Below are 25197 nucleotides of genomic sequence, written 5' to 3' on the forward strand. Positions count from 1 at the left end.
ATACGAAGTTTTGGTTAGCAGGATTTAAAAGTACGAAATGGGTTTTAAAGGGAGACAAGAATCTAGAACCATGAGGCATGATTTCTCCTCATTATCCAACGTGCAACATCGAGCATCCAGCATCTAATAAAAACTCGTCACCTCATTGTTCATATGCCCCGCTTTGGAAAATTCGCGATAGGTAAACCCCGGGTGCACACAGTAGCCGCCGGTCTCGCCCTGTTTGTTGATGGCCAAAAACCCGATTTGAAAATCGTTACGGTCTTTGTTTTTTGCCATGATACGTTTTACGCCTTCTTCACAAGCCTCTTGCGGACTTTTGCCCTGCCGCATCAGTTCAACGATCAAAAAACTGCCCACCGTGCGAATTACCTCTTCGCCGACACCTGTGGCCGTTGCGCCGCCCACTTCATTATCGACATAGAGTCCTGCGCCTATGATGGGCGAGTCGCCTACACGTCCCGCCATTTTGTAGGCCATGCCACTGGTGGTGCAGGCCCCGGCTATATCACCATTTTTGTCAATGGCCAGCATGCCAATGGTATCGTGGTTCTCTATATTGATGATGGTCTCGTATTTCGAATTCTTCTTCCACTCTTCATATTGTTTTCGGGTACTTTCGGTCAGTAGTTCTTCTTTTTTAAAGCCCTGTTCGTAGGCAAACTGTTCCGCGCCCTTTCCGGCCAAAATGATATGGGGGGTTTCCTCCATCACCTTGCGGGCCACCGAAACAGGGTGGGCTATGTTCTGTAGGTACACCACTGACCCACAATTGCCGTCTTTGTCCATGATACAGGCATCGAGGGTTACGTTGCCGTCGCGGTCTGGGCGCCCACCCTTGCCCACGGTCTCATTGGTGACATCGGCCTCTTCGACCCGTACCCCCTGTTCAACGGCATCGAGAGACGAACCCCCGGCATCTAAAATTTCCCAAGCCTTGGCCGAGGCGTTTTTGAAATTCCACGTGCAGACCACAATGGGTCTCACGGGTGTTGATTTGTCGTTGGCGCCCTTGTTTTTGGTGTTTTCATCTTTGCACGAGGCCAATAATGGCGCGGTCATCAAAGCAGCCGTTCCCGTGGTTGAATTTTTGAGGAACTTTCGTCGTTTCATATAATCAAAGTTTGGACTCAATATACCAATTTGAATTTGATAAATTTGGATTTCCGCCTAGGTAGGAAAGACAAAAAACGAATCAATGCTGGTAGAAGTATGTGCAAACTCATTGCAATCGGCAATCAATGCCGCCGCCGCTGGTGCCGATCGCATCGAACTTTGTTCTGAGCTTGGGGTAGGGGGCATTACCCCTTCCCATGGTCTCATCAAATTGGTCAAGGAGCGGATTCAAATTCCGGTGCACGTATTGGTGCGGCCACGTGGGGGACATTTCACCTACTCCGAAACAGAGTTTGAAGTGATGAAAGCAGATATTGAATTCTGCAAGAAGATGGATGTCACGGGTATCGTTTCAGGTGTTTTGAACGAAGATTTTTCGGTGGATGAAAAACGCACCAAAGAACTTATCGATTTGGCAAAGCCCTTGAAGTTCGTTTTTCACCGGGCATTTGATTGGGTGGCCAATCCGGAAAAGGAGTTGTTGCGATTGGAAGGCCTTGGAGTTGACACTGTGCTGACTTCAGGTCAACAAACCACTGCTGAAAAGGGGTTGCAACGGTTATGTTCATGGCAGGCATTGGTGCAACGGATGACATTGATGGCCGGTGGAGGCATCAATAAAGAAAACGCCCCAAAATTCAAAGAGGCCGGGCTAAGGGCCATACACCTGTCGGGCACCGTTGTTGACAATACTATGAGTCTTAATGGGAAAATCTCCATGAACTCAGAAAAACACTTGAAAGAAGAGCGAGTGGCCCTAACGAACATTGACACTATACATCAGATTGTTAGGACAGTTAAATAATATCGAAAAAGCACAAGTGCTGCCCTTGAAAAAAATATATTTGTAAAAAGAGCTATGCTTCGCTGGATTATTTTTGTAACAGTGTACCTGGTAATGGGTTTCTATGCCCTTCAGGCCATACGTACGGCCACCCGGCAACCTTGGATACACTATGTTTTTATTGCCTTGACCCTGTTGGTGATCGGAAATTTCATCTATCAATTTTCTTGGGCAGATGAGGGCCGTGTGCTCAGTAAGCCAAAAAGCTATGCGTTCGGGTTTTTGATTGCCATGCTGTCTTTTCAGCTGATCACCATCATCTTTTTGTTCTCAGAAGATATTTTCAGGTTTTTGACAGGGGCTTATCAAAGACTGTTTGGCACCCACACAGAGTTCAGTCTGCCGGCTCGACGGCGCTTTTTAAGTTTGACCGCGCTGGGTATAGCAGCCTTGCCATTTGGGGCCTTGTTATGGGGCATGTACAAGGGCAAGTACAACTTTCAAGTATTGAAGTACCAGCTTGAATTTGAAGACCTGCCCGATGCTTTTGACGGGTACCAGATTACCCAGATTTCAGATATCCATAGCGGTAGTTTCGATAACCGAAAGATGGTCGAATACGGGGTGCGCCTGATCAAAGAACAACAGAGCGATGTAATCCTGTTTACAGGCGATATGGTCAACAACATGGCTTCTGAGATGCTGCCGTGGAAGGATCTGTTCGCCACACTGGATGCCCCCGACGGAAAATTTTCGGTTTTGGGAAACCATGACTACGGCGATTATGTCGCTTGGGAAACCGCGGAAGCCAAGGCGCAGAACCTCGAAGATTTGAAAAAAATCCAGAAAGAGATGGGTTTTGAGCTATTGCTCAACGAAAACCGTTATCTCGAAAAAAATGACCAGCGTATTGCCCTTGTAGGGGTAGAGAATTGGGGGGCAGGTGGTTTTATTAAAGTGGGAGACCTGAAGAAGGCGACCAAAGGCATCGACAAAAACGATTTTAAGATTTTGATGAGCCACGACCCCTCACATTGGCAACATGAGGTAATCCACGACGACCACCATTACCATTTGACCTTGAGCGGCCATACCCACGGTATGCAGTTCGGTGTTGAAATACCCGGCTGGTTCAAGTGGAGCCCGGTAAAGTGGCGCTATAAATATTGGGCCGGCATCTATGAGGAATTGGGGCAGTTCATCAACGTGAACCGCGGTTTCGGATTTATCGGTTATCCAGGGCGTGTAGGTATCTGGCCCGAGATATCGGTGATCACACTCAAAAAGAAATCTTTAACGTGAATTTAACGGGGGTCAAAGCCTATAACGCCTGACTTCATGTATAACTTTAACATTTTTTCTTACTTTTGGCCTGAAAACCAAATCGTTTCTTATGTCAAAGTTTGGTGAACTTATCGACCAAGACATTCCGGTGCTATTGGACTTTTATGCGGAATGGAACGAACAATCGACCTCAATGCACCCAGTACTTCGAGACGTGGCTGCAGCCTTGGGCGATAAGGGCAAGGTCATTAAAATAGACGTCGATAAGAACAAAGAGCTTTCGCAGGCCTTGCGAATAAAGGGGCTTCCGACTTTGATGATCTACAAAAAGGGCGAAATGGTCTGGAGGCAAAGCGGTGAGCAAGATGCCAACACCCTTATCGGGATACTTAACGAATATATCTAACCCATTCCTGCGCATGCAGGAATCTCTTTATCTTTAAGAACAGTTCATCCTAATACAAACTAGGATGACACAAAAAAAGCATTTATTCCTCAATGGGCATTGTATCCATTTCCACCTCCACACCATCCACCGCTACAGTGTCTATAGTGTCAGGGTCTTTGAGCACCGGTTCAGGATCTTGAATCGTTTCTTGTTCAGCAGGTGCAAACTGGGTGAACTTGTCAAGATATTCATTGAAGATCAAGGTTTCCTTTTGGGCAAGGTCCCGATCTCTGTTCTCGATGAGGATATCGATATTTCGACGATAGGCCTCCATATCGGCAAGAATGTCTTCTATGTTTCTGTACTGTTCATCTGTCGGAAGCCCTGCATAATACTCCAACCTATCTTGGTAAATGGCCTTGAGCTTATCGAAGAGTTCGCGGGCCTTGGTGGTCTCGCCAACCTTGTAATAGCCATCCACAAAGGGCTCGACAAATGCGTAGAAACCAAAGTACTCAACGGGCATGTTGGTCATGGCTATTTCGATAACCTCTTTGGCCTTCTCAATTTTACCTTCCTCGATAAGGGTCTCCATCAGGCGTGCGAGATTGCCCCTGAACGATAGCCCCTGCGAGCGGGTCTGTGGGTCATGGTAGATATCCTCGCCTGAGTTGCCCCATTCCCATTTCTTCACGATGTCGTACATCAAGTCGCTATCGATACGGCCCATTTCAAAAATGCCCTCGTACGCTGTTTTTATGGGAACCAATTTATAGACCAGCCCATCTAACTGCAGGTAGTCTTTCATCCAAAGATATTCCGCGCTGTCAAAACTTCCCCCTGAAAAATAGATGGGGCGTTTCCAATCGTTATTGGCCAACACATCCAGCATCAATATGCGTTGTTTGGTCAAAGCACTTTTGGGCAAGTCGATATCGATATAATCAACAATCAGCGCACTGTCTTTTGCTTTTACCAGACCACTTTCCAGTACGTTTTTCTTGTTTACGGGAACCCGTATCTTATTGGTAGGGTAGTAGACCACGTCAAGTTGGCTTTCGGGGTACTGACTCAAATCGGCCCCTTGCTTTTCGAGTAGGTATTTGTACTTGGTCTGCGGTTTGTCGCTGGCCACCCAGCTCATAAAATCTTTAATGTTCCATCGCGCATCGGTCAACCCTTGGTAATAAATGGCATCGCGGGTACCGTAGCTATATTTATCGTGGGTAAGCTGCGAGGGTATCGGCTCGCTCTCGTATGCTTTTCGCTTCATTTGGTCAATGTACCAATCAGTGGCAAAAAGGCTGGTGCAGACTATGCGGACGTCGGTTCGGAGGCCTTCTATCTCTTGTACGTACCAAAGGGGAAAGGTGTCGTTGTCGCCAATGGTGAAGAGAATGGCACCGGCATCCTCTTGGCACGAATCGAGGTATGCCTTTGCAGTGGAACGGGCGGTGTAGCGCTCCGAACGGTCATGGTCATCCCAGTTTTGAAAGCCCATCAACAAGGGCACTGCAATCAGGCAAACAAGGGTGGTAATAGGGGCCGCCAATTTGGGCTTCACTAATTTTCGCACCTCTTCGAAAAGTCCGTAAACGCCGAGTCCTATCCAAATTGCAAAAACGTAGAACGAACCCACTAACGAATAATCACGTTCCCTTGGTTGAAAGATGTAAGGGTTGGTGTAGAACTGAATGGCCAGCCCGGTGAACATAAAAAATACAAAGAGCGCCCAAAACTGTTTGGGGTCTTTTGATATTTGAAAGACAATTCCGATAATGCCCAATAGCAGGGGCAAAAAGAAATAAGTGTTTCGCGCCTTGTTGTCGAGCCAGTCTTTGGGCAGGTTTTCTTGACTGCCCAGACGAAAGCCGTCAATAAAACCAATACCGCTCAACCATTCGCCATTGCCATCGTAACGGCCCTGCACATCGTTTTGGCGGCCTACAAAATTCCACATGAAATAGCGCACGTACATATAGGCCCATTGAAAGTCGAGCATATATTTGATGTTCTGCCACAGGGTAGGGGGCGCTACCTCGATATACTCGTCAAACTCCCGCAAGAACCTGACGTATTGCTCGGCATCCAATTCCCCTGTCTCATAGGCGCTTCTGAACCGGTTTACGGCATCGCGCAATTCGTTGTTCGAGATATACTCGGCTTTGATCCTGAAGTCTAACGCACCAAAATAGCGCATATAGTTTTCGGCATGTTGTGGGCTCCACATACGCGGTAATGGACCAACGTGTTTCGGGTTTGGACCTTGAATGGCATCTTTGTACTTGTTGACGATGACGTACTTGCCCAACTTCTCGTCTTTCTCATATTTTGGGGTGTCGTCGACATAGTCGCCAGGCTCGCCAAAGGTACCCGAATAGTACTCCCCATAGAACGGACTGTCGACCCCTGGGTACTGTTCCATATTATAATAGGCCAGCAAAGACCGGGCATCTTCAGGATTGTTCTCATTGACCACCACCTTTGCATTGGCACGTATGGGAAGCATCAGCCATGACGAGAACCCCAAAACCAAGAACATAAGGCACAGTACAATAAGGTTTCCTGTTTGAAAATTGTTCTTTCGCGTGTAGCGCAGGGCAAAATAAAAAGCTGCAATAAAAAGAATGCCCATAATAATGGTGCCCGAATTGAAGGGCAGCCCTATGCTATTGATAAAGAAAACCTCGCTCCATCCAAAGAGCTTTAACACATAGGTGAGCGAGTATTTATAGACCAGCATCAAAACAGCAATCACCGCAATGTTGGCCAGCAAAAAGTTTTTGACGGTCGTGGTCTTGTATTTTTTGAAATAGAACAACAAACCTACCGCCGGAATGGCCAAAAAGCCCATAAAGTGTATGCCAAAAGTAAGTCCTATGACAAAGCATATGAGCAGTAGCCAACGATGGCCACGGGGTTCGTGCAAATTATCGATCCATTTGAGCCCCAGCCAGAACAGGAGCGCCAGAATAAGACTGGCCGAGGCGTACACCTCGGTTTCGGCTGAGTTGAACCAAAAACTATCGGAATAGGTTAGGGCAAGGGCGCCCACAAGTCCACTGCCCAAAACGGCGATGGCCTTGGCGTTGGTAAACTTGTTGTCACCAGAGATCAATTTTCTGGTAAGGTTGGTGATCGCCCAAAAGGTAAACAGCACGGCAAAGGCGCTTGAGACCACCGAAACACAGTTGACCATGAGCGCAATCTTGGTGACATCACCAAAGGCAAACATGGCAAAAAAAGCACCAATCATCTGTAACAGAGGGGCGCCCGGGGGGTGGCCTACCTGAAGTTTGGCAGAGGTGCTGATATACTCGCCGGCATCCCAGAAACTGCCAGTGGGCTCAACAGTAAGCGCATATGTGATCAAGGCTACTGTAAAAGTTGCCCATCCTATAAGGGGATCCCATTTCGAAAAATTCTTTGCAAACATATAAGGGTGGTGTTTAGCAATCGGGGCGAATTTACCAAATCTTGGGCATACGCCCTTTTATTTTTGCAAAAGCTTTAACATGGCCTTCGGCATTTTCATGTATGTTGATTATCTGCAAAATTATTTGTCTTAATAAAAGTTTGTCTTAAATTTGCACGCTCAAATACCGAAGCATCTTAATACAATAGGATGAGCGGTTTTGAAAAGGGTACTGGCCTATGGTGTAATTGGCAACACTACTGATTTTGGTTCAGTCATTCTAGGTTCGAGTCCTAGTAGGCCAACAAAGAAAAAAGTCCCAACTGAACTGTTGGGACTTTTTGTTCCTGCCAAACCAGTTGTGCAAGTAGTAGAATTGTCGTATATTTGCACCACTGAACGGATAGTAATATATTCATGAGGGGACTTCTAGTCCCCTCTTTCATTACTGAAACTTTTTGGGAAGGTCAAAAGCAACGCCCAAAAACTAGTTGATGTTATGTTCCCGTGAAAGAGGGGAACGTATCCAAATCAGGAAGAAGAAATATGTTGAAAGACAAGGTTGAGACACTTTTGGCCAAAGCGCTGGAAGAAAACGATTCGCTTTTTTTGATTGAGCTATCGGTGTCTCCAGACAACAAAATAAAAATCGTTCTCGATGGCGATGAAGGGGTAAGTCTCGAGAACTGTATTGAAGTGAGCAGGGCCATTGAGCACAATCTGGATAGGGAGGAGCAAGATTTTTCTTTGGAAGTGGCCTCTGCCGGCGCAACGGCACCCTTAGTGCTGCCGAGACAATACAAAAAGAACGTGGGGCGAAAATTAAAGGTAAAGACCCAAGAAAACCAGTTCGAAGGAGAACTTACCGCCGCCACAGACGACATGATAACTATAGAGTGGAAAGCTCGCGAGCCCAAGCCTGTTGGCAAGGGCAAACATACGGTTCAAAAAAGGCAAGAGATTGCCATGGCCGATATTCAGGAAGCAAAAGTGGTTTTAAAATTTTAATTGATCAAAAATGGAAAATCTGGCGCTCATTGAATCTTTTTCTGAGTTCAAAGATGATAAGTTCATCGACAGGGTCACATTGATGGCCATACTGGAAGAAGTGTTCCGCAATGCGTTGAAGAAAAAATTCGGTTCTGACGAGAACTTTGACATTATCATCAACCCAGACAAGGGTGATTTGGAGATTTGGAGAAACCGTGTAGTGGTAGAAGATGGTGAAGTAGAAGACCCCAACGAGCAGATTTCATTGTCTGAGGCCAGAAAGATAGAGCCTGACTTTGAGGTAGGTGAAGATGTGTCTGAAGAGGTAAAACTTATGGATTTGGGCCGCCGGGCCATTTTGGCACTGCGCCAGAACCTGATTGCCAAGATCCATGAACACGACAATACTACGATATACAAACAATTTAAAGACCTCGAGGGAGAAATTTATACCGCCGAGGTACACCACATACGCCACAAGGCCATCATATTGTTGGATGATGAGGGCAACGAAATCATTCTTCCCAAAGAAAAGCAGATACCTTCTGATTTCTTTAGAAAGGGAGATAACGTGCGCGGAATCATCGAAAGTGTTGAGCTTAAGGGCAACAAGCCCACTATTATAATGTCGCGTACGTCGCCAAAGTTTTTAGAGCAGTTGTTCTTCCAAGAAATACCAGAGGTGTTCGATGGTCTTATCACCGTTAAGAAAGTTGTACGCATACCAGGTGAAAAAGCCAAGGTGGCCGTTGACTCATATGATGATAGAATTGACCCGGTGGGTGCCTGTGTGGGCATGAAGGGATCTCGTATTCATGGAATCGTTCGAGAATTGGGCAACGAGAACATTGATGTCATCAACTGGACGAACAATCCGCAACTGATGGTGACCCGGGCTTTGAGCCCCGCAAGGGTGACATCGGTCAAGTTGAACGATGAAAAGAAGACAGCCCAGGTGTACTTGAAGCCCGAAGAGGTCTCCAAGGCAATCGGAAGAGGTGGGCACAACATCAGATTGGCCGGGCAATTGACCGGTTATGAGATCGATGTGTTCAGGGAAGGTGTGGAAGAAGATGTAGAATTGACCGAATTCTCTGATGAAATCGATTCTTGGATTATTGAGGAATTCAAAAAAATTGGCTTAGACACCGCTAGAAGTGTGCTCGAGCAAGATGCCGATGATTTGGTGAAGCGAACCGACCTGGAAGAGGAAACGGTGGCCGAGGTGCTTCGCATACTCAAGGCAGAATTTGAAGATTAAACTTATATTAGCAGCGAATTTTAAAGGGTTAGAGAACTTTTTATGGCAGGAAACTCATCAATACGATTAAATAAGGTACTAAGGGAATTGAATATTTCGCTTGATCGTGCCGTGGATTATCTGGCTTCCCAAGGGCACGAGGTTGAGGCTAGGCCTACGACCAAGATCAGTGAGGAAGTGTACCAGGTATTGTTGGATGAGTTCCAGACAGACAAGAGTAAGAAGGTCGCATCAAAAGAGGTTGCCGAAGAAAAGCAAAAAGAGAAGGAGGCCCTGCGCATGCAGATCGAACAAGAGCAAGAAGAGCGCAGATTGGCCCGTGAAAAGAGAAACGAAGTTGATGTGATCAAGGCCAAGGCCGAACTTTCAGGTCCGAAAACGGTTGGCAAAATCGACCTTGACAAAAAATCGGAGCCAAAGGCAAAAGAAGATAAGAAGGCGGAGGTCAAAGAGGAAAAGAAGGAAGAGCCCAAGGTGTCCAAAGCAGCGCCGGAAAAACCCGTAGCCAAGAAAGCGGTAGAGGTACAGCCAGAGCCGGAATCCATAGAGACCCAATACAAAAAGTTATCGGGCCCCAAGATTACCGGAGACAAGATAGACCTGTCCAAATTCGAAAAACCCAAGAAAAAGAAAGAGGAAAGTGCTGCTGACAAGGCTTCAGACAGGAAAAAACGTAGAAGACGAATCATAAGCAAGCCTTCGGCGGATCAGGCAGGCAAGGGAAAAACAGGCCGAAAAGGACAACGTCAGCCGATAAATAAGGTCGAGCCCACAGAAGAAGAGGTGCAAAAGCAAGTACGCGAGACCTTAGAGAAACTCCAAGGAAAGTCTGGCAAGGGCAAGGGGGCCAAGTACCGAAGAGAGAAAAGGGACCTTCACCGCCAACAGACCGAAAAAGATCTAGAACAACAAGAGCGCGAAAGCAAAATCCTGAAGGTTACAGAGTTTGTGACCGTGAACGAGGTAGCCGCTTTGATGGATGTTTCGACCACCGAGATCATCTCGGCCTGTATGTCCTTGGGAATCATGGTTACCTTGAACCAAAGACTTGACGCGGAGACACTCACCATTGTTGCGGAAGAGTTTGGTTACGAAGTTGAATTTGTAACGGCCGAGATTGAAGAGGCAATAGAGGTAGAAGAAGACAGCCCAAAAGATTTGGAGCCCCGGGCGCCCATTGTTACGGTCATGGGTCATGTTGACCATGGTAAGACCTCTTTGTTGGACTATATTAGAAAAGAGAATGTGATAGCAGGTGAAAGTGGCGGTATCACACAGCACATTGGCGCGTATAGTGTAACGCTTGAAAATGGGCAAAAGATTACGTTTCTTGATACTCCCGGCCACGAAGCCTTTACGGCGATGCGTGCGAGGGGTGCCCAGGTCACAGATATTGCCATTATCGTGGTCGCTGCCGACGACGACATTATGCCACAGACCAAAGAGGCCATTAGCCACGCACAGGCCGCGGGGGTTCCCATTGTGTTTGCCATCAACAAGATAGATAGGCCAACGGCCAATCCTGATAAAATCAAAGAAGGTCTTGCCAATATGAACCTGCTGGTTGAAGACTGGGGCGGAAAAATACAATCGCACGATATTTCAGCCAAAACCGGGGAAGGGGTCAAAGACTTGCTTGAAAAGGTACTGCTTGAAGCCGAGCTGTTAGAGTTGAAGGCCAACCCGAACAAACTGGCCAACGGAACGGTTGTTGAAGCGTTTTTAGACAAGGGCCGTGGCTATGTTTCCACAGTGCTTGTACAAGAGGGAACGCTGTGCATTGGCGACTACATTTTGGCCGGTACCCATAGCGGTAAGGTAAAGGCCATGCACGATGAGCGTGGAAAAAATGTCAAAAAGGCGGGTCCTGCCACTCCTATCTCTGTTTTGGGATTAGATGGTGCTCCGCAGGCCGGCGATAAGTTCAATGTATTGGAAGATGAGCGTGAGGCCAAGCAGATTGCAGCCAAACGGGCACAGCTGTTGAGGGAGCAATCGGTGAGGACACAGCGCCACATTACATTGGATGAGATTGGAAGACGTATTGCTTTGGGCGAGTTCAAAGAACTGAATATCATACTAAAAGGAGATGTGGATGGTTCTGTTGAGGCGTTGACCGATTCGTTCCAAAAGCTTTCTACCGATGAAATCCAGGTGAACATCATCCATAAGGGCGTAGGGGCCATTACAGAATCAGATGTACTGTTGGCCAGTGCCTCAGATGCTGTGATTATCGGGTTCAACGTGCGACCCATGGGCAACGCAAGGGAAATCGCCGATAGGGAGGAAATCGATATTAGAACCTACTCCATCATCTACGATGCCATCAACGATTTGAAAGATGCAATGGAAGGTATGCTCTCGCCAGAAATAAAGGAAGAAGTTACCGGTACGGCAGAGATACGGGAAACTTTCAAGATTTCGAAAGTGGGTACCATTGCCGGTTGTATGGTTACCAGTGGTAAGATTTTTAGAAACTCTCAGATTCGTCTGATCCGCGATGGAGTGGTTGTCTTTACAGGTGAATTGTCATCGCTGAAACGCTTCAAAGATGATGTGAAAGAGGTGGCCAAAGGCTATGATTGTGGTATGCAGATAAAGAACTACAATGATATCAGGGAAGGTGATATCATCGAAGCCTTCCAAGAAGTCGCCGTTAAGAAAAAGCTATAATATCCAAAAAGAATTCCTGAACGTTTAACGCGAACCCTTATCGGGTTTCAGCAACATGGCATTGGGATATTTCTTGCGAACCTCCAAAAATTTGCGCTCTGCTTCGAGCTTTGTCTTGAAGCGGCCCAACCGCACCCTGTAAGTGGGTGACTCAAACTCGATTTTTGAATATAAATTCGGAAAATCGACATCCACCCGTGATTTCAATTCTTGGGCCTTTTCATAGCTTCCGAATCCTACTTGGATCTGGTAGAAATCAGATTTTGAATTGACGCTTTTATAGACATCCAAAAGTTTGTCTATCCGTTCATCTTGTTTAATGTTTACAGTACCCTGCTGGGCGTTCACGGTATAGAGAATGCCAGTTGAAAGTATACAGAAGATAAGGGTTTTCGAAATTCTCTCCATTTTGCGAATAGTATTGAAAAACAAATTTAATTTTTTGGTTCTTAAACAGACTGTTTGCAGTTTATTTAGAACAATTATAAATTGTGGATTATAAATCCCTTAACATTTTAAAAATACAGTCTAAGTCGTATTTTTGTCAGCAATTTGGGCCGCGGTAAGGGCTAATACACACAGTATCAGTAGTAATTATCGTGCCAAAGTCTGTTAGAATATACGCTAATATGAAAAAGGTTTTACACCGCATTCAGATTTCAACGGTTTTAGGTCTAAGTTTATTTCTTTTCGCATTACTTTCAAATCCCTTGTTCGCACAAGAAGAGACTGCTGCTTCTGCTGATGTCTCGACTGCGGCTACAGAAGAGGCTGGTGGGGGCGACCCCGTAAAGGGCAAACAGCTCTTTAACCAGTATTGTGCGGCTTGTCACGCATTGGATAGAAAGATGACCGGCCCTGCCCTGGCCAATGTCGAGACCCGTTTGATGGAAGAGGAAGGGCTTGATAAAGAGTGGTTCTACAGCTGGATCAAGAACAGCGCGGGCATGATTACCGCTGGCGACCCTTATGCTGTCAGGATCTATAATGAATACAACCAAGCGGCCATGACCGCTTTTCCGACCCTCAGCAACGAGGATATCGATGATATTTTGGCCTACACGGCTGCACCGCCGCCTGCACCGGCCGCCCAAACAGATGCCGCGGCCACTACCGCAACTGGCGAGGGTGATTCCTCAGGGCTTTCAAATGAAATGGTGTTGGGTGCACTGGCCTTGGTTTTTGGCCTCTTGGTCATCATGTTGGTCTTGGTCAACAAGACCTTGCGCCGTATCGCAGAGGCCAATGGGGTAGACCTTCAAAAAGAGCGGGAGAAAAAGATTCCGATTTGGAAAGCCTTTGCACAAAACCAATTCTTGGTCTTTGTCACTGTTGTCTTTCTGTTGTTGGCAAGTGCCTACTATGCCTATGCGTGGATGATGCAGATCGGCATCGATCAGGGCTATGCCCCGGTACAGCCCATACATTATTCACACAAGATACATGCGGGTGACAATAAAATTGAATGTAAGTATTGCCACTCTTCTGCTAGAACCTCGAAACATTCTGGCATACCTTCGTTGAATGTGTGTATGAATTGCCACAAGTCCATTTACGAATACAAAGGCAATCCGGAGGGGCCAAGTGCCGAAGATTTGGCGAATGGCTATACCAACGAATTCTACACGAACGAAATAAAGAAATTATACAAGGCCGTTGGTTGGGATGAAGAAAACCAGCGCTATACAGGTGAGACACAACCAGTGGAATGGGTGCGTATTCACAACTTGCCTGATTTTGCTTATTTCAATCACTCACAGCACGTATCGGTGGCCGGCATAGAATGTCAAACGTGTCACGGTCCTGTGGAGGAAATGGAGGTTATGTACCAATATTCACCTTTGACCATGGGCTGGTGCATCGAATGCCACCGTGAGACGAATGTAAAGCTTGCCGATAATCCCTATTACGAAAAGATTCACAATGAGCTTTCTAAAAAATACGGGGTGGAAGAGTTGACTGCCGCACAGATGGGAGCTTTGGAGTGTGGTAAGTGTCACTATTAATAAAGAAGTTATTTCAGTTATATGGCATCAAACAAGAGATATTGGAAGAGTGAAGCGGAGTTGAATCCCAACGATTCCATTGTTGAGACGCTTAGACAGAATGAATTCGTGGAAGAGATTCCAGTTGATGAGTTTTTGGGCGACAAGGAAAATTTGTCGGCCAGCACCACCAACCGAAGGGATTTCTTGAAATATGTAGGGTTCAGTACCGCTGCAGCTTCATTGGCTGCCTGTGAGGGTCCGGTAAGAAAATCCATTCCCTATGTGGTTCAGCCCGATAGAATAGTGCCCGGCGTGGCCAACTATTATGCCACCACCATTGCAGATGGCTTTGATTTTGCCAGTATTTTGGTAAAGACCCGAGAGGGCCGTCCTATAAAAATAGAGAACAATACCGAGGCAAAAGTAAAGGGCAGTGCCAATGCAAGGGTGCAGGCCTCTGTTCTTTCACTTTATGATAGCAAGCGGGTACAGGGCCCGATCGATAACGCCAATGGCGAACCTATCGATTGGGATGTGCTTGATGCCAATGTAAAGGCCAAATTGGGTTCCTTAAAAAACTCGGGCAAGAAAGTTGTATTAATGACGCAGACTTATGCGAGCCCTTCGACTGAGCGGTTGATCAGTGAGTTTTCAGAAGCCCAAGGGAATGTAGAGCATGTTGTATATGACGCCATTTCAGAAGATGCCGCATTAAGCGCATACGAGAAGGCATATGGAGAATGGGCCTTGGCGGATTACGATTTTTCGAAGGCTGATCTGATTGTTTCATTCGGTGCTGATTTTCTTGGAGATTGGCAAGGCGGAGGTTATGATGATGGCTATGCGAAAGGCCGTATTCCGAAAAACGGAAAAATGTCAAGGCACATCCAGCTCGAGTCAAATATGTCTTTGACCGGCGCCAATGCCGATAAAAGAATTCCGTTGACTCCGACACAACAGAAAGTTGCTTTGGCAAAATTATATGGTAAGTTAAACGGAAGCAGTGTGGGAGGCGGTACTTCAGAAGTTGATGGCGTTGTTGACAGCATCGCGGCCCAGATCAGAAAGGCCGGGAGCAAAGCTGTTGTTGTAACGGGGCTAGACGATGTAAATGCGCAGATCGTTGTGTTGGCCATCAATAAAATGTTGGCGAGCGAGGCGTTTGATCCCAAAAACCCACGATACGTTAGACAGGGCAATACCGCAAAGGTGCGTCAGCTGGTTGATGATATGAATGCAGGCCGTGTCGGTTTGTTGATAATGGATGGCGTTAACCCTGTATATTCTTTGCCGAACACAGATGAATTTGTAACGGGCCTTGACAACGTCGACATGTCGGTGAGCTTCTCATTCAACAATAATGAAACGGCCCAATCTTCTGATTATGTGGCGGCGGCCTCCCATTACCTAGAGTCTTGGGGCGATGCCCAATTTAAGAAAGGACATTACAGTCTTACCCAGCCCACTATTCGAGAGTTGTTCGACACAAGACAGTTTCAAACGGCTTTGCTGAAATGGATGGGCAGTGATAAGACGTATTACGATTACATCCGTGAGACGTGGGAAACCAACATCCTCAATGGAAACAGTTGGAACCAAGCATTGCACGATGGTGTTTTGATACAAGAGACTATGGTTGTTGAGGCCGAAGAAGGTGATCAACGACAGGTGTCCACAGAAGAAGTTTCCGAAGAAAACACAGAATCGACCATTGTTCCAATCGCTTCTGCCGTTCGCTCGTTGGCAAATGCCACCAGTGGCGGAACCGAATTGGTGCTCTATTCAAAAGTAGGTATGGGCGATGGTCGTCAGGCCAACAACCCTTGGCTGCAAGAGTTTCCCGATCCCATTACCAGGGTCACTTGGGACAACTATGTGACTGTTTCAAAGGCCGATGCTGAAAAGTGGGGCTTTGAAAACTGGAACGTGGCCAACGGTGGTCTCAACGGGAGCTATGCAAAATTGACGGTGGATGGCAGTACGCTCGATGGGGTGCCTGTAATCATCCAACCTGGTCAGGCACCAGGTACCATCGGTCTTTCTTTTGGATATGGGAAGCAGGCCGGCATGAAGTCTGAAATGCAGACAGGTGTCAATGCTTACAGGCTCTATAAAGATTTCAACAGCATACAATCGGTCTCGATTGAAAAATCAACTGGTGAGCATGAGTTTGCTTGTATACAGTTGCACAATACCTTGATGGGTCGTGGTGATATCATCAAAGAGACGACACTTGAGATATTCAACACCAAAGACCACCATGAATGGAACCCCGTTCCGGTCGTGTCTTTGAACCACCAAGAGGTTCCGGCTACTTCGGTGGACCTCTGGGATGAGTTTGACCGCAGCATCGGGCACCATTTCAACATGTCTATCGACTTGAACGCCTGTACGGGCTGTGGGGCCTGTGTCATTGCCTGTCATGCCGAGAACAATGTTCCGGTGGTCGGTAAGCAAGAGGTCAGAAAATCAAGGGATATGCACTGGTTGCGTATCGATAGGTACTATTCATCTGAAGATACCTTTAGGGCAGATGTAGAAGAAAAAGAAAACTCGGAAAGTGGTTATAGAAATACCATGTTGGAGTTGGAAAATCCGGCTGCAAACCCACAAGTGGCCTTCCAGCCTGTGATGTGCCAGCACTGCAACCATGCACCCTGTGAAACGGTATGTCCGGTGGCAGCTACGGTTCACAGCCGTCAGGGCCAGAACCATATGGCATACAACCGTTGTGTGGGTACGCGTTATTGTGCGAACAACTGTCCGTACAAAGTACGTCGTTTCAACTGGTTCCTTTACAACAACAACGACGAGTTTGATTACCACATGAACAACGACTTGGGCAAGATGGTCATCAACCCTGACGTGAATGTACGTTCACGCGGGGTGATGGAGAAATGCTCCATGTGTATCCAAATGACGCAAAAAGCAATTTTGGATGCCAAGAGGGAAGGTCGTCCGGTCAAGGATGAGGAATTCCAGACCGCATGTTCGGCAGCATGTAGCACCGGTGCCATTGTGTTCGGTGATATCAACGATGAGAGCAGTGAAGTGGCCAAGTTGAAAGAAGATGATAGAATGTACCACTTGTTGGAGCATGTGGGCACAAAACCCAACGTGTTCTATCATGTGAAGGTCAGAAATACAGACGAGGCATAAATAACTAAGTAAGCAACTAGAAGATACATTATGGCGTCGCATTACGAAGCACCTATTCGAAAACCCCTAGTACTTGGTGATAAGGGATATCATGACGTAACGGTTGACATCGCAGCACCTGTAGAGGGCAAGGCCAACAAACAATGGTGGATTGTGTTCACCATTGCCCTGATGGCATTTCTTTGGGGTATTGGATGCATCATCTATACCATCTCAACCGGTATTGGGGTATGGGGACTCAACCGAACCGTTAACTGGGCGTGGGATATCACCAACTTTGTATGGTGGGTGGGTATCGGTCATGCAGGTACCTTGATTTCTGCGGTTCTATTGTTGTTCCGTCAAAAATGGAGAATGGCCATCAACCGTTCGGCAGAGGCCATGACCATTTTCTCGGTTATCCAGGCGGGTCTTTTCCCTATTATACACATGGGACGCCCATGGTTGGGGTATTGGGTATTGCCAATACCGAACCAATTTGGTTCTCTTTGGGTGAACTTTAACTCGCCCCTTCTTTGGGACGTGTTTGCGATCTCTACCTACCTTTCGGTTTCGTTGGTGTTTTGGTGGACGGGATTGCTTCCTGATTTCGCGATGATCCGCGATAGGGCGGTAAAACCTTTCCAAAAGAAAATATACAGCTTGGTCAGCTTCGGATGGACGGGCCGCGCCAAAGACTGGCAACGGTTTGAAGAAGTTTCTTTGGTATTGGCAGGTCTTGCGACCCCGCTGGTACTATCGGTACACACCATTGTATCTTTTGACTTTGCCACTTCGGTCATTCCTGGTTGGCATACCACTATCTTCCCGCCATATTTCGTTGCCGGGGCGATTTTCTCAGGTTTTGCCATGGTACAGACCCTATTGATCATTATGCGCAAGGTCTGCAACCTTGAAGCATATATTACCGTACAGCATATCGAGTTGATGAACATTGTGATCATGATCACGGGTTCTATTGTGGGTTGTGCCTACATTACAGAGCTCTTCATTGCATGGTACTCAGGGGTTGAATACGAGCAGTATGCCTTTTTGAACAGGGCCACAGGACCTTACTGGTGGGCTTATTGGGCCATGATGACCTGCAACGTGTTCTCGCCACAGGTAATGTGGTTCAAAAAGATTAGGACCAGTATTGTTGCCTCGTTCATTATCTCTATTGTGGTGAACATCGGAATGTGGTTTGAGCGCTTTGTGATCATTGTGACTTCATTGCACCGTGATTATCTGCCCTCTTCTTGGACTATGTTCTCGCCGACCTTTGTCGATATCGGAATTTTTATTGGAACAATCGGCTTCTTTTTTGTACTGTTCTTGCTATACTCTAGAACTTTCCCTGTAATTGCGCAGGCAGAGGTAAAATCAATATTGAAGTCATCAGGTGAACGCTACAAGAAGCTGCGCGATGAAGGCAAGCCCCTTTATCAAATGCCATCGGCCAAAAAGCTTCCTTTGGAAACCTATACGACCAGTGATACGGCAGAGAACGTGTCAACACTTCTTGATTCCATTGGAACGTTCAATCCGGAGACTGATACACCAGATGACCTGAAGCAGATAAAGGGTATTGGCCCGCAAATGGAAAAAGCATTGAACCAAATTGGCATTTATTCGTTCGAACAGGTGAGCCGAATGACCACAAAAGAATACGATTTGCTTGATGAAATCACGGGTTCATTCCCGGGCAGGGCACAACGGGATGACTGGGCCGGTCAGGCACAAAAATTAAAAAACAAAAAGTAGTTATGGCTTCAAAAGTTATACACGCACTTTATAACGACGATGACATCTTGATGCAGGCCGTCAAGAAAGTAAGGGCAGCGCACCATCATATCGAAGAGGTGTACACCCCATTTCCTGTGCACGGCCTTGATAAGGCCCTTGGCTTGGCAGACACGCGAATTGCCATCACGTCTTTCATGTACGGGTGTTTGGGCTTGACAGTGGCCGTTGTCATGATGAATTATATGATGATAGAAGACTGGCCACAAGACATTGGCGGAAAGCCAAGTTTCAGCTATTTGGACAATATGCCGGCATTTGTGCCCATCATGTTTGAGATGACCGTTTTCTTTGCGGCCCACTTAATGGTGATCACTTTTTATTTGAGAAGCAAAATGTGGCCTTTTAAAAAGGCTGAGAATCCAGATGTTAGAACAACCGATGATCACTTTTTGATGGAGGTTGGGGTGCACAATAATGAGAAAGAACTCATCGAGCTACTGCGGGAAACAGGTGCCGTTGAGGTCAATACTATAGAAAAATAGGGGTAAGATATGAAGCAGTTGGTAAAGATAACATCGATATTGGTTCTTGTTCTGCTGGTCGCGGCTTGCGCCGATGAGAACAGGCCCAACTACCAGTACATGCCCAATATGTACGAACCGGTAGGTTACGAGACCTATGATGAGGTATATTTTTTGCCTTTGGGAACCGAGGCAATGCAACCTGCAGAAAACACTATTCCCCGGGGCTGGATGCCCTATGCGTTTGAGAATACTCTTGAAGGCCGCGAGCTGGCCAGGTTGCAACCCAGCCCGTTAGACTCTTTGAATAGTGAAGAGAATTTGGCCAAGGGTGCCGAGCTGTATGCGATTTACTGCGCTATTTGCCATGGGGTCAAGGGCGATGGCCAAGGTACTTTGGTCAAAAGGGAAAAAATATTGGGTGTGCCCAGCTATGCCGATCCAGGTCGGAATATTACGGTCGGCAGCACCTATCATGTCATGTACTATGGCCTGAACTCAATGGGGTCGTATGCCGCACAATTCGCAAATGAAGAAGAAATGTGGCAGGTTGCCGAATATGTTATGAAATTAAAGCAAGACTTAACGAAATAAGTAAAAAGAGGTTATGTATACGTTCTCAAACAGACTCAAAATAGGATCTTACATACTTATGGCCCTTGGCGTCATTTGTCTTGCAACAGGTTTTTTGGGTGCTCCAAGTACTGTTGAAGAAGCCAGAGAAATGGTAGCCTCGGCTCATGACGATGGTCATGGCAGTGATCATGGGGAGGCTATGGCCCATTCTGAAGAGCACGATGCCTCGCATGATGAGCATCTGTTGCACCAACTGCAGAACAGACCATGGGCGGCTCTCTATACCGCGGCCTTCTTTTTCTTTATGATTGCCTTGGGAACCCTCGCATTTTATGCTATTCAGCGCGCCGCACAGGCAGGTTGGTCGCCATTGCTCTTTCGGGTGATGGAGGGCATCACGGCCTATTTGGTGCCAGGTGGCATCATCGTTTTTGTAATCTTGGTCTTGTCGGTCATGCATGTCAACCACTTGTTTGTTTGGATGGACCCCGAAGTGGTGGCCCATGACGAGCTGTTACAGGGCAAGCAGGGATACTTGAACCCGACCTTCTTTTTGATTCGTGCAGTTTTGTTTTTAGGGGGATGGATTTTTTACCGTCAATATTCAAGAAAACTGTCGTTGGCCCAAGATGAAGCGAACGATAACAGCAACTTTGTAAAGAACTTTAAATGGTCAGCTGCCTTTTTGGTGTTTTATTTGATCTCAGAATCCATGATGTCTTGGGATTGGATAATGAGTCTCGACCCACACTGGTTCAGCACACTCTTTGGTTGGTATGTGTTTGCCAGCATGTTCGTTTCGGGCATTACGGTAATCGCCATGGTAACCGTGTATCTGAAATCGAAGGGGTATCTAGAAGAGGTACACGACAGCCATATACACGATTTGGCCAAGTTTATGTTCGGTATCAGTATTTTTTGGACCTACCTTTGGTTTGGCCAGTTCATGCTAATTTGGTACGCCAATATTCCTGAAGAGGTTACCTATTTTGTAACCAGGATAGAAGATTACAAACTGCCATTCTTTGGTATGTTGGTCCTCAATTTCATATTTCCGTTGTTGATATTGATGAACAGCGACTACAAACGTGTCAATTGGTTTGTGATCATGACAGGTATCATCATTTTGGTGGGCCATTATCTTGATGTTTTCAATATGGTAATGCCCGCTACCGTTGGTGATCAATGGGGGATAGGAATCGCAGAGATAGGTGGTATACTTTTCTTTGCCGGGTTGTTTATTTTCTCAGTGTTCTCGGCATTGGCAAAAGCGCCTTTGGTACCAAAGAGAAATCCATTTTTAGAAGAGAGCAGACAGTTTCACTATTAACAATACGTAAGCGCAAGAACAAGACAAGATGACTACACTATTGATATTGACAGTTTTGGTATTGGTGGCCATAGCCATTTGGCAGATGACCAAGATTTTTGAATTGTCACAACTTAGGGCAGATAGGTCAAAGTCAGAGATTGCCAATGATTCTGACAACAATACGAACGGCTATCTCATGTTCGGGTTCCTGATTTTTATTTACGGAATCACCATTTTCAGTTTTGCCAATTATTCAAAGACACTATTGCCTGAAGCAGCTTCTGCCCACGGTGATGGTTACGATACTTTGATGTGGGTATCTTTTGCCATTATCTTTTTTGTACAGACCATTACCCAGGCATTACTTCACTATTATGCTTATAAGTATAGAGGAAAAGAAGGTAAGAAGGCACTTTTCTTTGCCGATAACGACCGGTTGGAGTTCATCTGGACCATCATTCCGGTAATTGTTTTGGCAGGCTTGATTATTTGGGGGCTTTATTCATGGACGAACATCATGGATGTCAACGAAGAAGACGACCCGCTTATTATTGAGCTTTATGCACAACAATTCAATTGGACCGCCCGCTATGCTGGTGAAGACAATGTGCTGGGCGATGCAAGTGTACGTTTGATCGATATTGACAAGGCCAACGTTTTGGGCCTTGACGAGGCAGACCCCAATGGGGCCGATGATGTTATTGTAAAAGAACTGCATCTTCCAGTAGGGCGCAAAGTGAATTTTATGATGCGCTCGCAAGATGTGTTGCACTCGGCATACATGCCACACTTCAGGGCACAGATGAACTGCGTTCCGGGTATGATCACGCAATTTTCATTTACCCCGACCATTACCACAGAGCAGATGCGGTTGAATCCTGAGGTGGTGGAAAAGGTCAAAAGAACAAATGCCCTAAGGGCCGAGTGGGCCGCTGAGGGGCGTCCAGATTCTGACCCGTGGGAATTTGACTATGTACTGCTGTGCAATAAAATCTGTGGTAAGTCACATTACAACATGCAGATGAAGATTATTGTTGAAACCGAAGAAGAGTTCAACAAATGGATGGCAGAGCAGAAAACATTTGCAGAGACCGTTCTTGCTGACGAAACAGAGCCGGCCTTTAACCCGGTTGCCGGGGCAGAAGCGGAGGAAGAAGTTGCAGCGGAAACTTCGGAGGAATAGGATTTAAAAAAATTGGAAAAAGAATACTAATATTAAAAGATTATGTCTGCAGTAGCACACAATCATAATGATGGCCACGGGCACGATGACCACGGGCACCACCATAAAGAAACTTTTATAACCAAGTACATCTTTAGCCAGGATCATAAGATGATTGCCAAACAATACTTCATTACTGGAGTGTTGTTGATGGGCTTCATAGGTATTGCCATGTCTCTGCTATTTAGAATGCAGTTGGCGTGGCCGGGAGAGTCGTTCCCAGTATTTGAACTGCTCCTTGGTAAATGGGCCCCTGACGGCGTAATGGACGCTGATGTGTACTTGGCCTTGGTTACCATTCACGGTACGCTAATGGTGTTCTTTGTGCTGACCGCTGGCTTGAGTGGAACCTTCAGTAACCTACTCATTCCACTACAGATTGGTGCTAGGGATATGGCCTCGGGCTTTTTGAACATGATTTCCTATTGGTTGTTCTTCGTGTCATCGGTCATTATGGTCTGCTCATTGTTTGTTGAGGCGGGCCCTGCGGCAGCAGGATGGACGATTTACCCACCTCTGAGTGCGCTGCCCATGGCGCAGCCCGGTTCAGGTGCTGGTATGACCCTATGGTTGGTGTCGATGGCCATTTTCATCGCATCATCGTTATTAGGTTCGTTGAACTATATCGTTACGGTATTGAACCTTAGAACCAAGGGGATGTCTATGACCCGCTTGCCATTGACCATATGGGCCTTTTTTGTCACCGCTATCATCGGGGTTATTTCGTTCCCGGTTTTGTTGTCGGCGGCCCTTTTGTTGTTGATGGATAGAAGTTTCGGAACCTCCTTTTTCCTTTCAGATATTTTTATTCAAGGGGAAGTGCTTCACTACCAAGGGGGCTCGCCCGTATTGTACGAGCACCTATTCTGGTTCTTGGGCCACCCTGAGGTATATATCGTAATTCTACCTGCGATGGGTATTGTCTCTGAGGTGATGTCGGTAAATGCGCGAAAACCCATCTTCGGATACCGGGCGATGATTGCCTCCATTTTGGCCATCGCTTTCCTATCTACCATTGTTTGGGGCCACCATATGTTTATTTCAGGTATGAACCCTTTCTTGGGATCGGTATTTACCTTTACCACCTTGTTGATTGCCATACCCTCTGCGGTAAAGGCCTTCAACTGGATTACCACTCTGTGGAAAGGTAACCTTCAGTTGAATCCCGGGATGTTGTTCTCAATAGGTATGGTCTCTACCTTTATAACCGGAGGTCTTACTGGTATTATTTTGGGAGACAGTGCACTCGATATCAATGTACACGACACCTATTTTGTTGTGGCACACTTCCATTTGGTAATGGGTATTTCTGCACTTTATGGACTTTTTGCCGGGGTGTACCATTGGTTCCCGAAAATGTTCCAAGGACGCATGATGAACAAGAACCTTGGTTATGTACATTTCTGGATTACCGCCATTGGTTCGTACGGAATTTTCTTCCCCATGCACTTTGTGGGCATGGCCGGGGTACCAAGAAGATATTACCAAAATACGGCCTTCCCAATGTTCGATGAACTCACAGATGTACAAGTTCTGATGACAACCTTCGCCATCATCACGGCAAGCGCCCAGTTGATTTTTGCGTATAACTTCATAAGAAGTATCTTCTACGGGAAGAGAGGTCCCCAAAACCCTTGGAACGCGACCACTCTTGAATGGACAACCCCACAAGAGCATATGCACGGTAACTGGCCCGGGGCGATACCACATGTTCATCGTTGGGCATATGATTACAGCAAAACCTATGAGAACGGTGAGTATATCTTACCGGGACAAGATTTTGTTCCACAGACCGTTCCCCTCCAAGAAAACGAGGAAGAGTTGAACCATTAAGGTTCAAAGAAGATAGATCAAAGGGCCCATCGTTACGATGGGCCTTTTTTGTTTGTGACTTTGGCACTGATATTGTTTCTCAATTTATATCTTTAAAAAGATTAAGAACACTGTCATGAAAAAATTTCTGCTGCCGCTCTTGTTGCTGTTCATGGTTTCGATGACCGCACAACGTAAACCAAAAATCAAGGGAAACCGTGTGGTGACCGAGGTAAATGGCGAGTTGCCATCATTTAATGCCATTGTTCTCGAAGATAATCTTGATATCGTACTAAAAAAATCATTTGGCCCCGGCTACCGTATCGAGGCAGATGACAACCTGGTCGATATACTTAAGTTTAAGGTTGAGGACAGTACCCTTGTCATTTCATCGTTTTACACGGTAACTTCCAAGAAAAAATTCAACATAACCGTTGAATTTGTTGAGCTAAAGGCAATCAGTGCCCAAGAAGGGAGCATTGTTTCTGAAGATATCATTACAAATGATAGAGTGTTCATCGACGCCTTTGGTAATTCAGAAATGAACCTTAGTGCCAGTGCCTCGGTATTGGACCTTAATATGGAAGAAACCTCTTCAGGTGATCTTAATTTGGATGTTGATTCATTGAACATCAATCTAAGGGGAAGGTCAAAGCCATCTATTTACATGGCCAGTGGAACTGCTACCCTAGAGTTACAGGATAATGCCAATCTCGTAGTAGAGGGCACCTCGGACAACCTGTTTGCCAAAGTGGGAGACAATGCCAAGTTGAAAGCGCAGCGAATGGAAGCGGCTCTTGTAAAGTTGCACCTAGAAGGCTCTGCCGATGCCCATGTATATGCCTACCGCGAATTTGAACTGAGTTCTAAGGGCAATGGCAAGACCTTTTTGTATGGAACCCCAAAAATTACCATTACTGAATTTTTGGATACTTCGCAACTGGTCAAAAAAGTGGAGTAGGCAGTCGCAG

The 25197-nt window shown here is 46.3% G+C and carries 18 protein-coding genes and 1 tRNA gene; 16 read left to right on the forward strand and 3 right to left on the reverse strand.

Features of this window, described 5'->3' with window-relative positions:
• Positions 1-123: 123 nt before the first annotated feature.
• Positions 124-1113, reverse strand: coding sequence for an isoaspartyl peptidase/L-asparaginase family protein (locus VC82_RS09485; RefSeq protein WP_045802169.1), 990 nt, complete (start codon positions 1111-1113; stop codon positions 124-126).
• A gap of 85 nt (positions 1114-1198) precedes the next feature.
• On the opposite strand from VC82_RS09485, the gene VC82_RS09490 reads away from it, so the two are divergent.
• From VC82_RS09490 to VC82_RS09500, 3 genes are all read left to right on the forward strand, one after another.
• Complete coding sequence (locus VC82_RS09490) at positions 1199-1921, forward strand: copper homeostasis protein CutC (RefSeq protein WP_045802170.1); 723 nt, start codon at positions 1199-1201, stop codon at positions 1919-1921.
• Positions 1922-1975: 54 nt separating this feature from the next.
• Complete coding sequence (locus VC82_RS09495; RefSeq protein WP_045802171.1) at positions 1976-3202, forward strand: metallophosphoesterase; 1227 nt, start codon at positions 1976-1978, stop codon at positions 3200-3202.
• 91 nt (positions 3203-3293) lie between these two features.
• Positions 3294-3590, forward strand: coding sequence for a thioredoxin family protein (locus tag VC82_RS09500; RefSeq protein ID WP_045802172.1), 297 nt, complete (start codon positions 3294-3296; stop codon positions 3588-3590).
• An 82-nt stretch (positions 3591-3672) separates the two neighbouring features.
• On the opposite strand, the gene VC82_RS09505 is transcribed toward VC82_RS09500, so the two are convergent.
• Positions 3673-7008 (reverse strand): glycosyltransferase family 117 protein, encoded by a 3336-nt coding sequence (locus VC82_RS09505; protein WP_045802173.1) that lies wholly within the window; start codon positions 7006-7008, stop codon positions 3673-3675.
• Positions 7009-7220: 212 nt separating this feature from the next.
• Here VC82_RS09505 and VC82_RS09510 point away from each other — a divergent pair.
• The 4 genes from VC82_RS09510 to infB all read left to right on the forward strand — a co-directional run bounded on the left by VC82_RS09510 (position 7221) and on the right by infB (position 11911).
• Positions 7221-7292 (forward strand) — tRNA-Gln (locus VC82_RS09510).
• A 241-nt stretch (positions 7293-7533) separates the two neighbouring features.
• A complete protein-coding gene (gene rimP, locus VC82_RS09515) occupies positions 7534-7995 on the forward strand; it encodes a ribosome assembly cofactor RimP (protein WP_045803358.1) in 462 nt (153 codons plus the stop codon).
• Between the two features lie 10 nt (positions 7996-8005).
• Entirely contained in the window at positions 8006-9238 is a 1233-nt protein-coding gene (gene nusA, locus VC82_RS09520) for a transcription termination factor NusA (protein ID WP_045802174.1), read from the forward strand.
• Positions 9239-9280: 42 nt separating this feature from the next.
• Positions 9281-11911, forward strand: coding sequence for a translation initiation factor IF-2 (gene infB, locus VC82_RS09525; protein ID WP_045802175.1), 2631 nt, complete (start codon positions 9281-9283; stop codon positions 11909-11911).
• A gap of 24 nt (positions 11912-11935) precedes the next feature.
• Here infB and VC82_RS09530 read toward each other — a convergent pair whose 3' ends face one another.
• Entirely contained in the window at positions 11936-12319 is a 384-nt protein-coding gene (locus VC82_RS09530; protein ID WP_045802176.1) for an SPOR domain-containing protein, read from the reverse strand.
• Positions 12320-12540: 221 nt separating this feature from the next.
• Between VC82_RS09530 and VC82_RS09535 the strand changes: the two genes are divergently transcribed.
• The 9 genes from VC82_RS09535 (at position 12541) to VC82_RS09575 (ending at position 25187) form a co-directional block, all read left to right on the forward strand.
• Positions 12541-13917, forward strand: a complete 1377-nt coding sequence (locus VC82_RS09535; RefSeq protein WP_045802177.1) for a c-type cytochrome — start codon at positions 12541-12543, stop codon at positions 13915-13917.
• Positions 13918-13938: 21 nt separating this feature from the next.
• Entirely contained in the window at positions 13939-17058 is a 3120-nt protein-coding gene (locus VC82_RS09540; protein WP_045802178.1) for a TAT-variant-translocated molybdopterin oxidoreductase, read from the forward strand.
• Between the two features lie 30 nt (positions 17059-17088).
• Positions 17089-18801, forward strand: a complete 1713-nt coding sequence (gene nrfD, locus VC82_RS09545) for an NrfD/PsrC family molybdoenzyme membrane anchor subunit (protein WP_084598191.1) — start codon at positions 17089-17091, stop codon at positions 18799-18801.
• Between the two features lie 2 nt (positions 18802-18803).
• Positions 18804-19325 carry a DUF3341 domain-containing protein gene (locus tag VC82_RS09550; RefSeq protein WP_045802179.1) on the forward strand — a complete coding sequence of 174 codons (522 nt, stop codon included), beginning with the start codon at positions 18804-18806 and terminating at the stop codon, positions 19323-19325.
• A 9-nt stretch (positions 19326-19334) separates the two neighbouring features.
• Complete coding sequence (locus VC82_RS09555; protein WP_045802180.1) at positions 19335-19898, forward strand: c-type cytochrome; 564 nt, start codon at positions 19335-19337, stop codon at positions 19896-19898.
• A gap of 13 nt (positions 19899-19911) precedes the next feature.
• Positions 19912-21210 carry a quinol:cytochrome C oxidoreductase gene (locus tag VC82_RS09560; RefSeq protein WP_045802181.1) on the forward strand — a complete coding sequence of 433 codons (1299 nt, stop codon included), beginning with the start codon at positions 19912-19914 and terminating at the stop codon, positions 21208-21210.
• Positions 21211-21238: 28 nt separating this feature from the next.
• Complete coding sequence (locus tag VC82_RS09565; protein ID WP_084598192.1) at positions 21239-22375, forward strand: cytochrome c oxidase subunit II; 1137 nt, start codon at positions 21239-21241, stop codon at positions 22373-22375.
• A 42-nt stretch (positions 22376-22417) separates the two neighbouring features.
• On the forward strand, positions 22418-24247 hold the full coding sequence (locus VC82_RS09570) for a cytochrome c oxidase subunit I (protein WP_045802182.1): 1830 nt from the start codon (positions 22418-22420) through the stop codon (positions 24245-24247).
• A gap of 115 nt (positions 24248-24362) precedes the next feature.
• Entirely contained in the window at positions 24363-25187 is an 825-nt protein-coding gene (locus VC82_RS09575; protein ID WP_045802183.1) for a GIN domain-containing protein, read from the forward strand.
• Positions 25188-25197 lie beyond the last annotated feature (10 nt).

Origin of the sequence: Flagellimonas lutaonensis, assembly GCF_000963865.1 — a bacterium.
Lineage (GTDB): Bacteria > Bacteroidota > Bacteroidia > Flavobacteriales > Flavobacteriaceae > Flagellimonas_A > Flagellimonas_A lutaonensis.

Excerpts from the sequence above, each read along its gene's own strand:
- VC82_RS09550 (WP_045802179.1), top strand. The coding sequence starts at position 18,804 with ATGGCTTCAAAAGTTATACACGCACTTTATAACGACGATGACATCTTG.
- VC82_RS09540 (WP_045802178.1), top strand. The coding sequence starts at position 13,939 with ATGGCATCAAACAAGAGATATTGGAAGAGTGAAGCGGAGTTGAATCCC.
- VC82_RS09570 (WP_045802182.1), top strand. The coding sequence starts at position 22,418 with ATGTCTGCAGTAGCACACAATCATAATGATGGCCACGGGCACGATGAC.
- VC82_RS09490 (WP_045802170.1), top strand. The coding sequence starts at position 1,199 with ATGCTGGTAGAAGTATGTGCAAACTCATTGCAATCGGCAATCAATGCC.
- nrfD (WP_084598191.1), top strand. The coding sequence starts at position 17,089 with ATGGCGTCGCATTACGAAGCACCTATTCGAAAACCCCTAGTACTTGGT.
- VC82_RS09535 (WP_045802177.1), top strand. The coding sequence starts at position 12,541 with ATGAAAAAGGTTTTACACCGCATTCAGATTTCAACGGTTTTAGGTCTA.
- VC82_RS09505 (WP_045802173.1), bottom strand. The coding sequence starts at position 7,008 with ATGTTTGCAAAGAATTTTTCGAAATGGGATCCCCTTATAGGATGGGCA.
- VC82_RS09575 (WP_045802183.1), top strand. The coding sequence starts at position 24,363 with ATGAAAAAATTTCTGCTGCCGCTCTTGTTGCTGTTCATGGTTTCGATG.
- infB (WP_045802175.1), top strand. The coding sequence starts at position 9,281 with ATGGCAGGAAACTCATCAATACGATTAAATAAGGTACTAAGGGAATTG.
- VC82_RS09485 (WP_045802169.1), bottom strand. The coding sequence starts at position 1,113 with ATGAAACGACGAAAGTTCCTCAAAAATTCAACCACGGGAACGGCTGCT.
- VC82_RS09495 (WP_045802171.1), top strand. The coding sequence starts at position 1,976 with ATGCTTCGCTGGATTATTTTTGTAACAGTGTACCTGGTAATGGGTTTC.
- VC82_RS09565 (WP_084598192.1), top strand. The coding sequence starts at position 21,239 with ATGACTACACTATTGATATTGACAGTTTTGGTATTGGTGGCCATAGCC.
- nusA (WP_045802174.1), top strand. The coding sequence starts at position 8,006 with ATGGAAAATCTGGCGCTCATTGAATCTTTTTCTGAGTTCAAAGATGAT.
- rimP (WP_045803358.1), top strand. The coding sequence starts at position 7,534 with ATGTTGAAAGACAAGGTTGAGACACTTTTGGCCAAAGCGCTGGAAGAA.
- VC82_RS09560 (WP_045802181.1), top strand. The coding sequence starts at position 19,912 with ATGTATACGTTCTCAAACAGACTCAAAATAGGATCTTACATACTTATG.
- VC82_RS09500 (WP_045802172.1), top strand. The coding sequence starts at position 3,294 with ATGTCAAAGTTTGGTGAACTTATCGACCAAGACATTCCGGTGCTATTG.
- VC82_RS09555 (WP_045802180.1), top strand. The coding sequence starts at position 19,335 with ATGAAGCAGTTGGTAAAGATAACATCGATATTGGTTCTTGTTCTGCTG.
- VC82_RS09530 (WP_045802176.1), bottom strand. The coding sequence starts at position 12,319 with ATGGAGAGAATTTCGAAAACCCTTATCTTCTGTATACTTTCAACTGGC.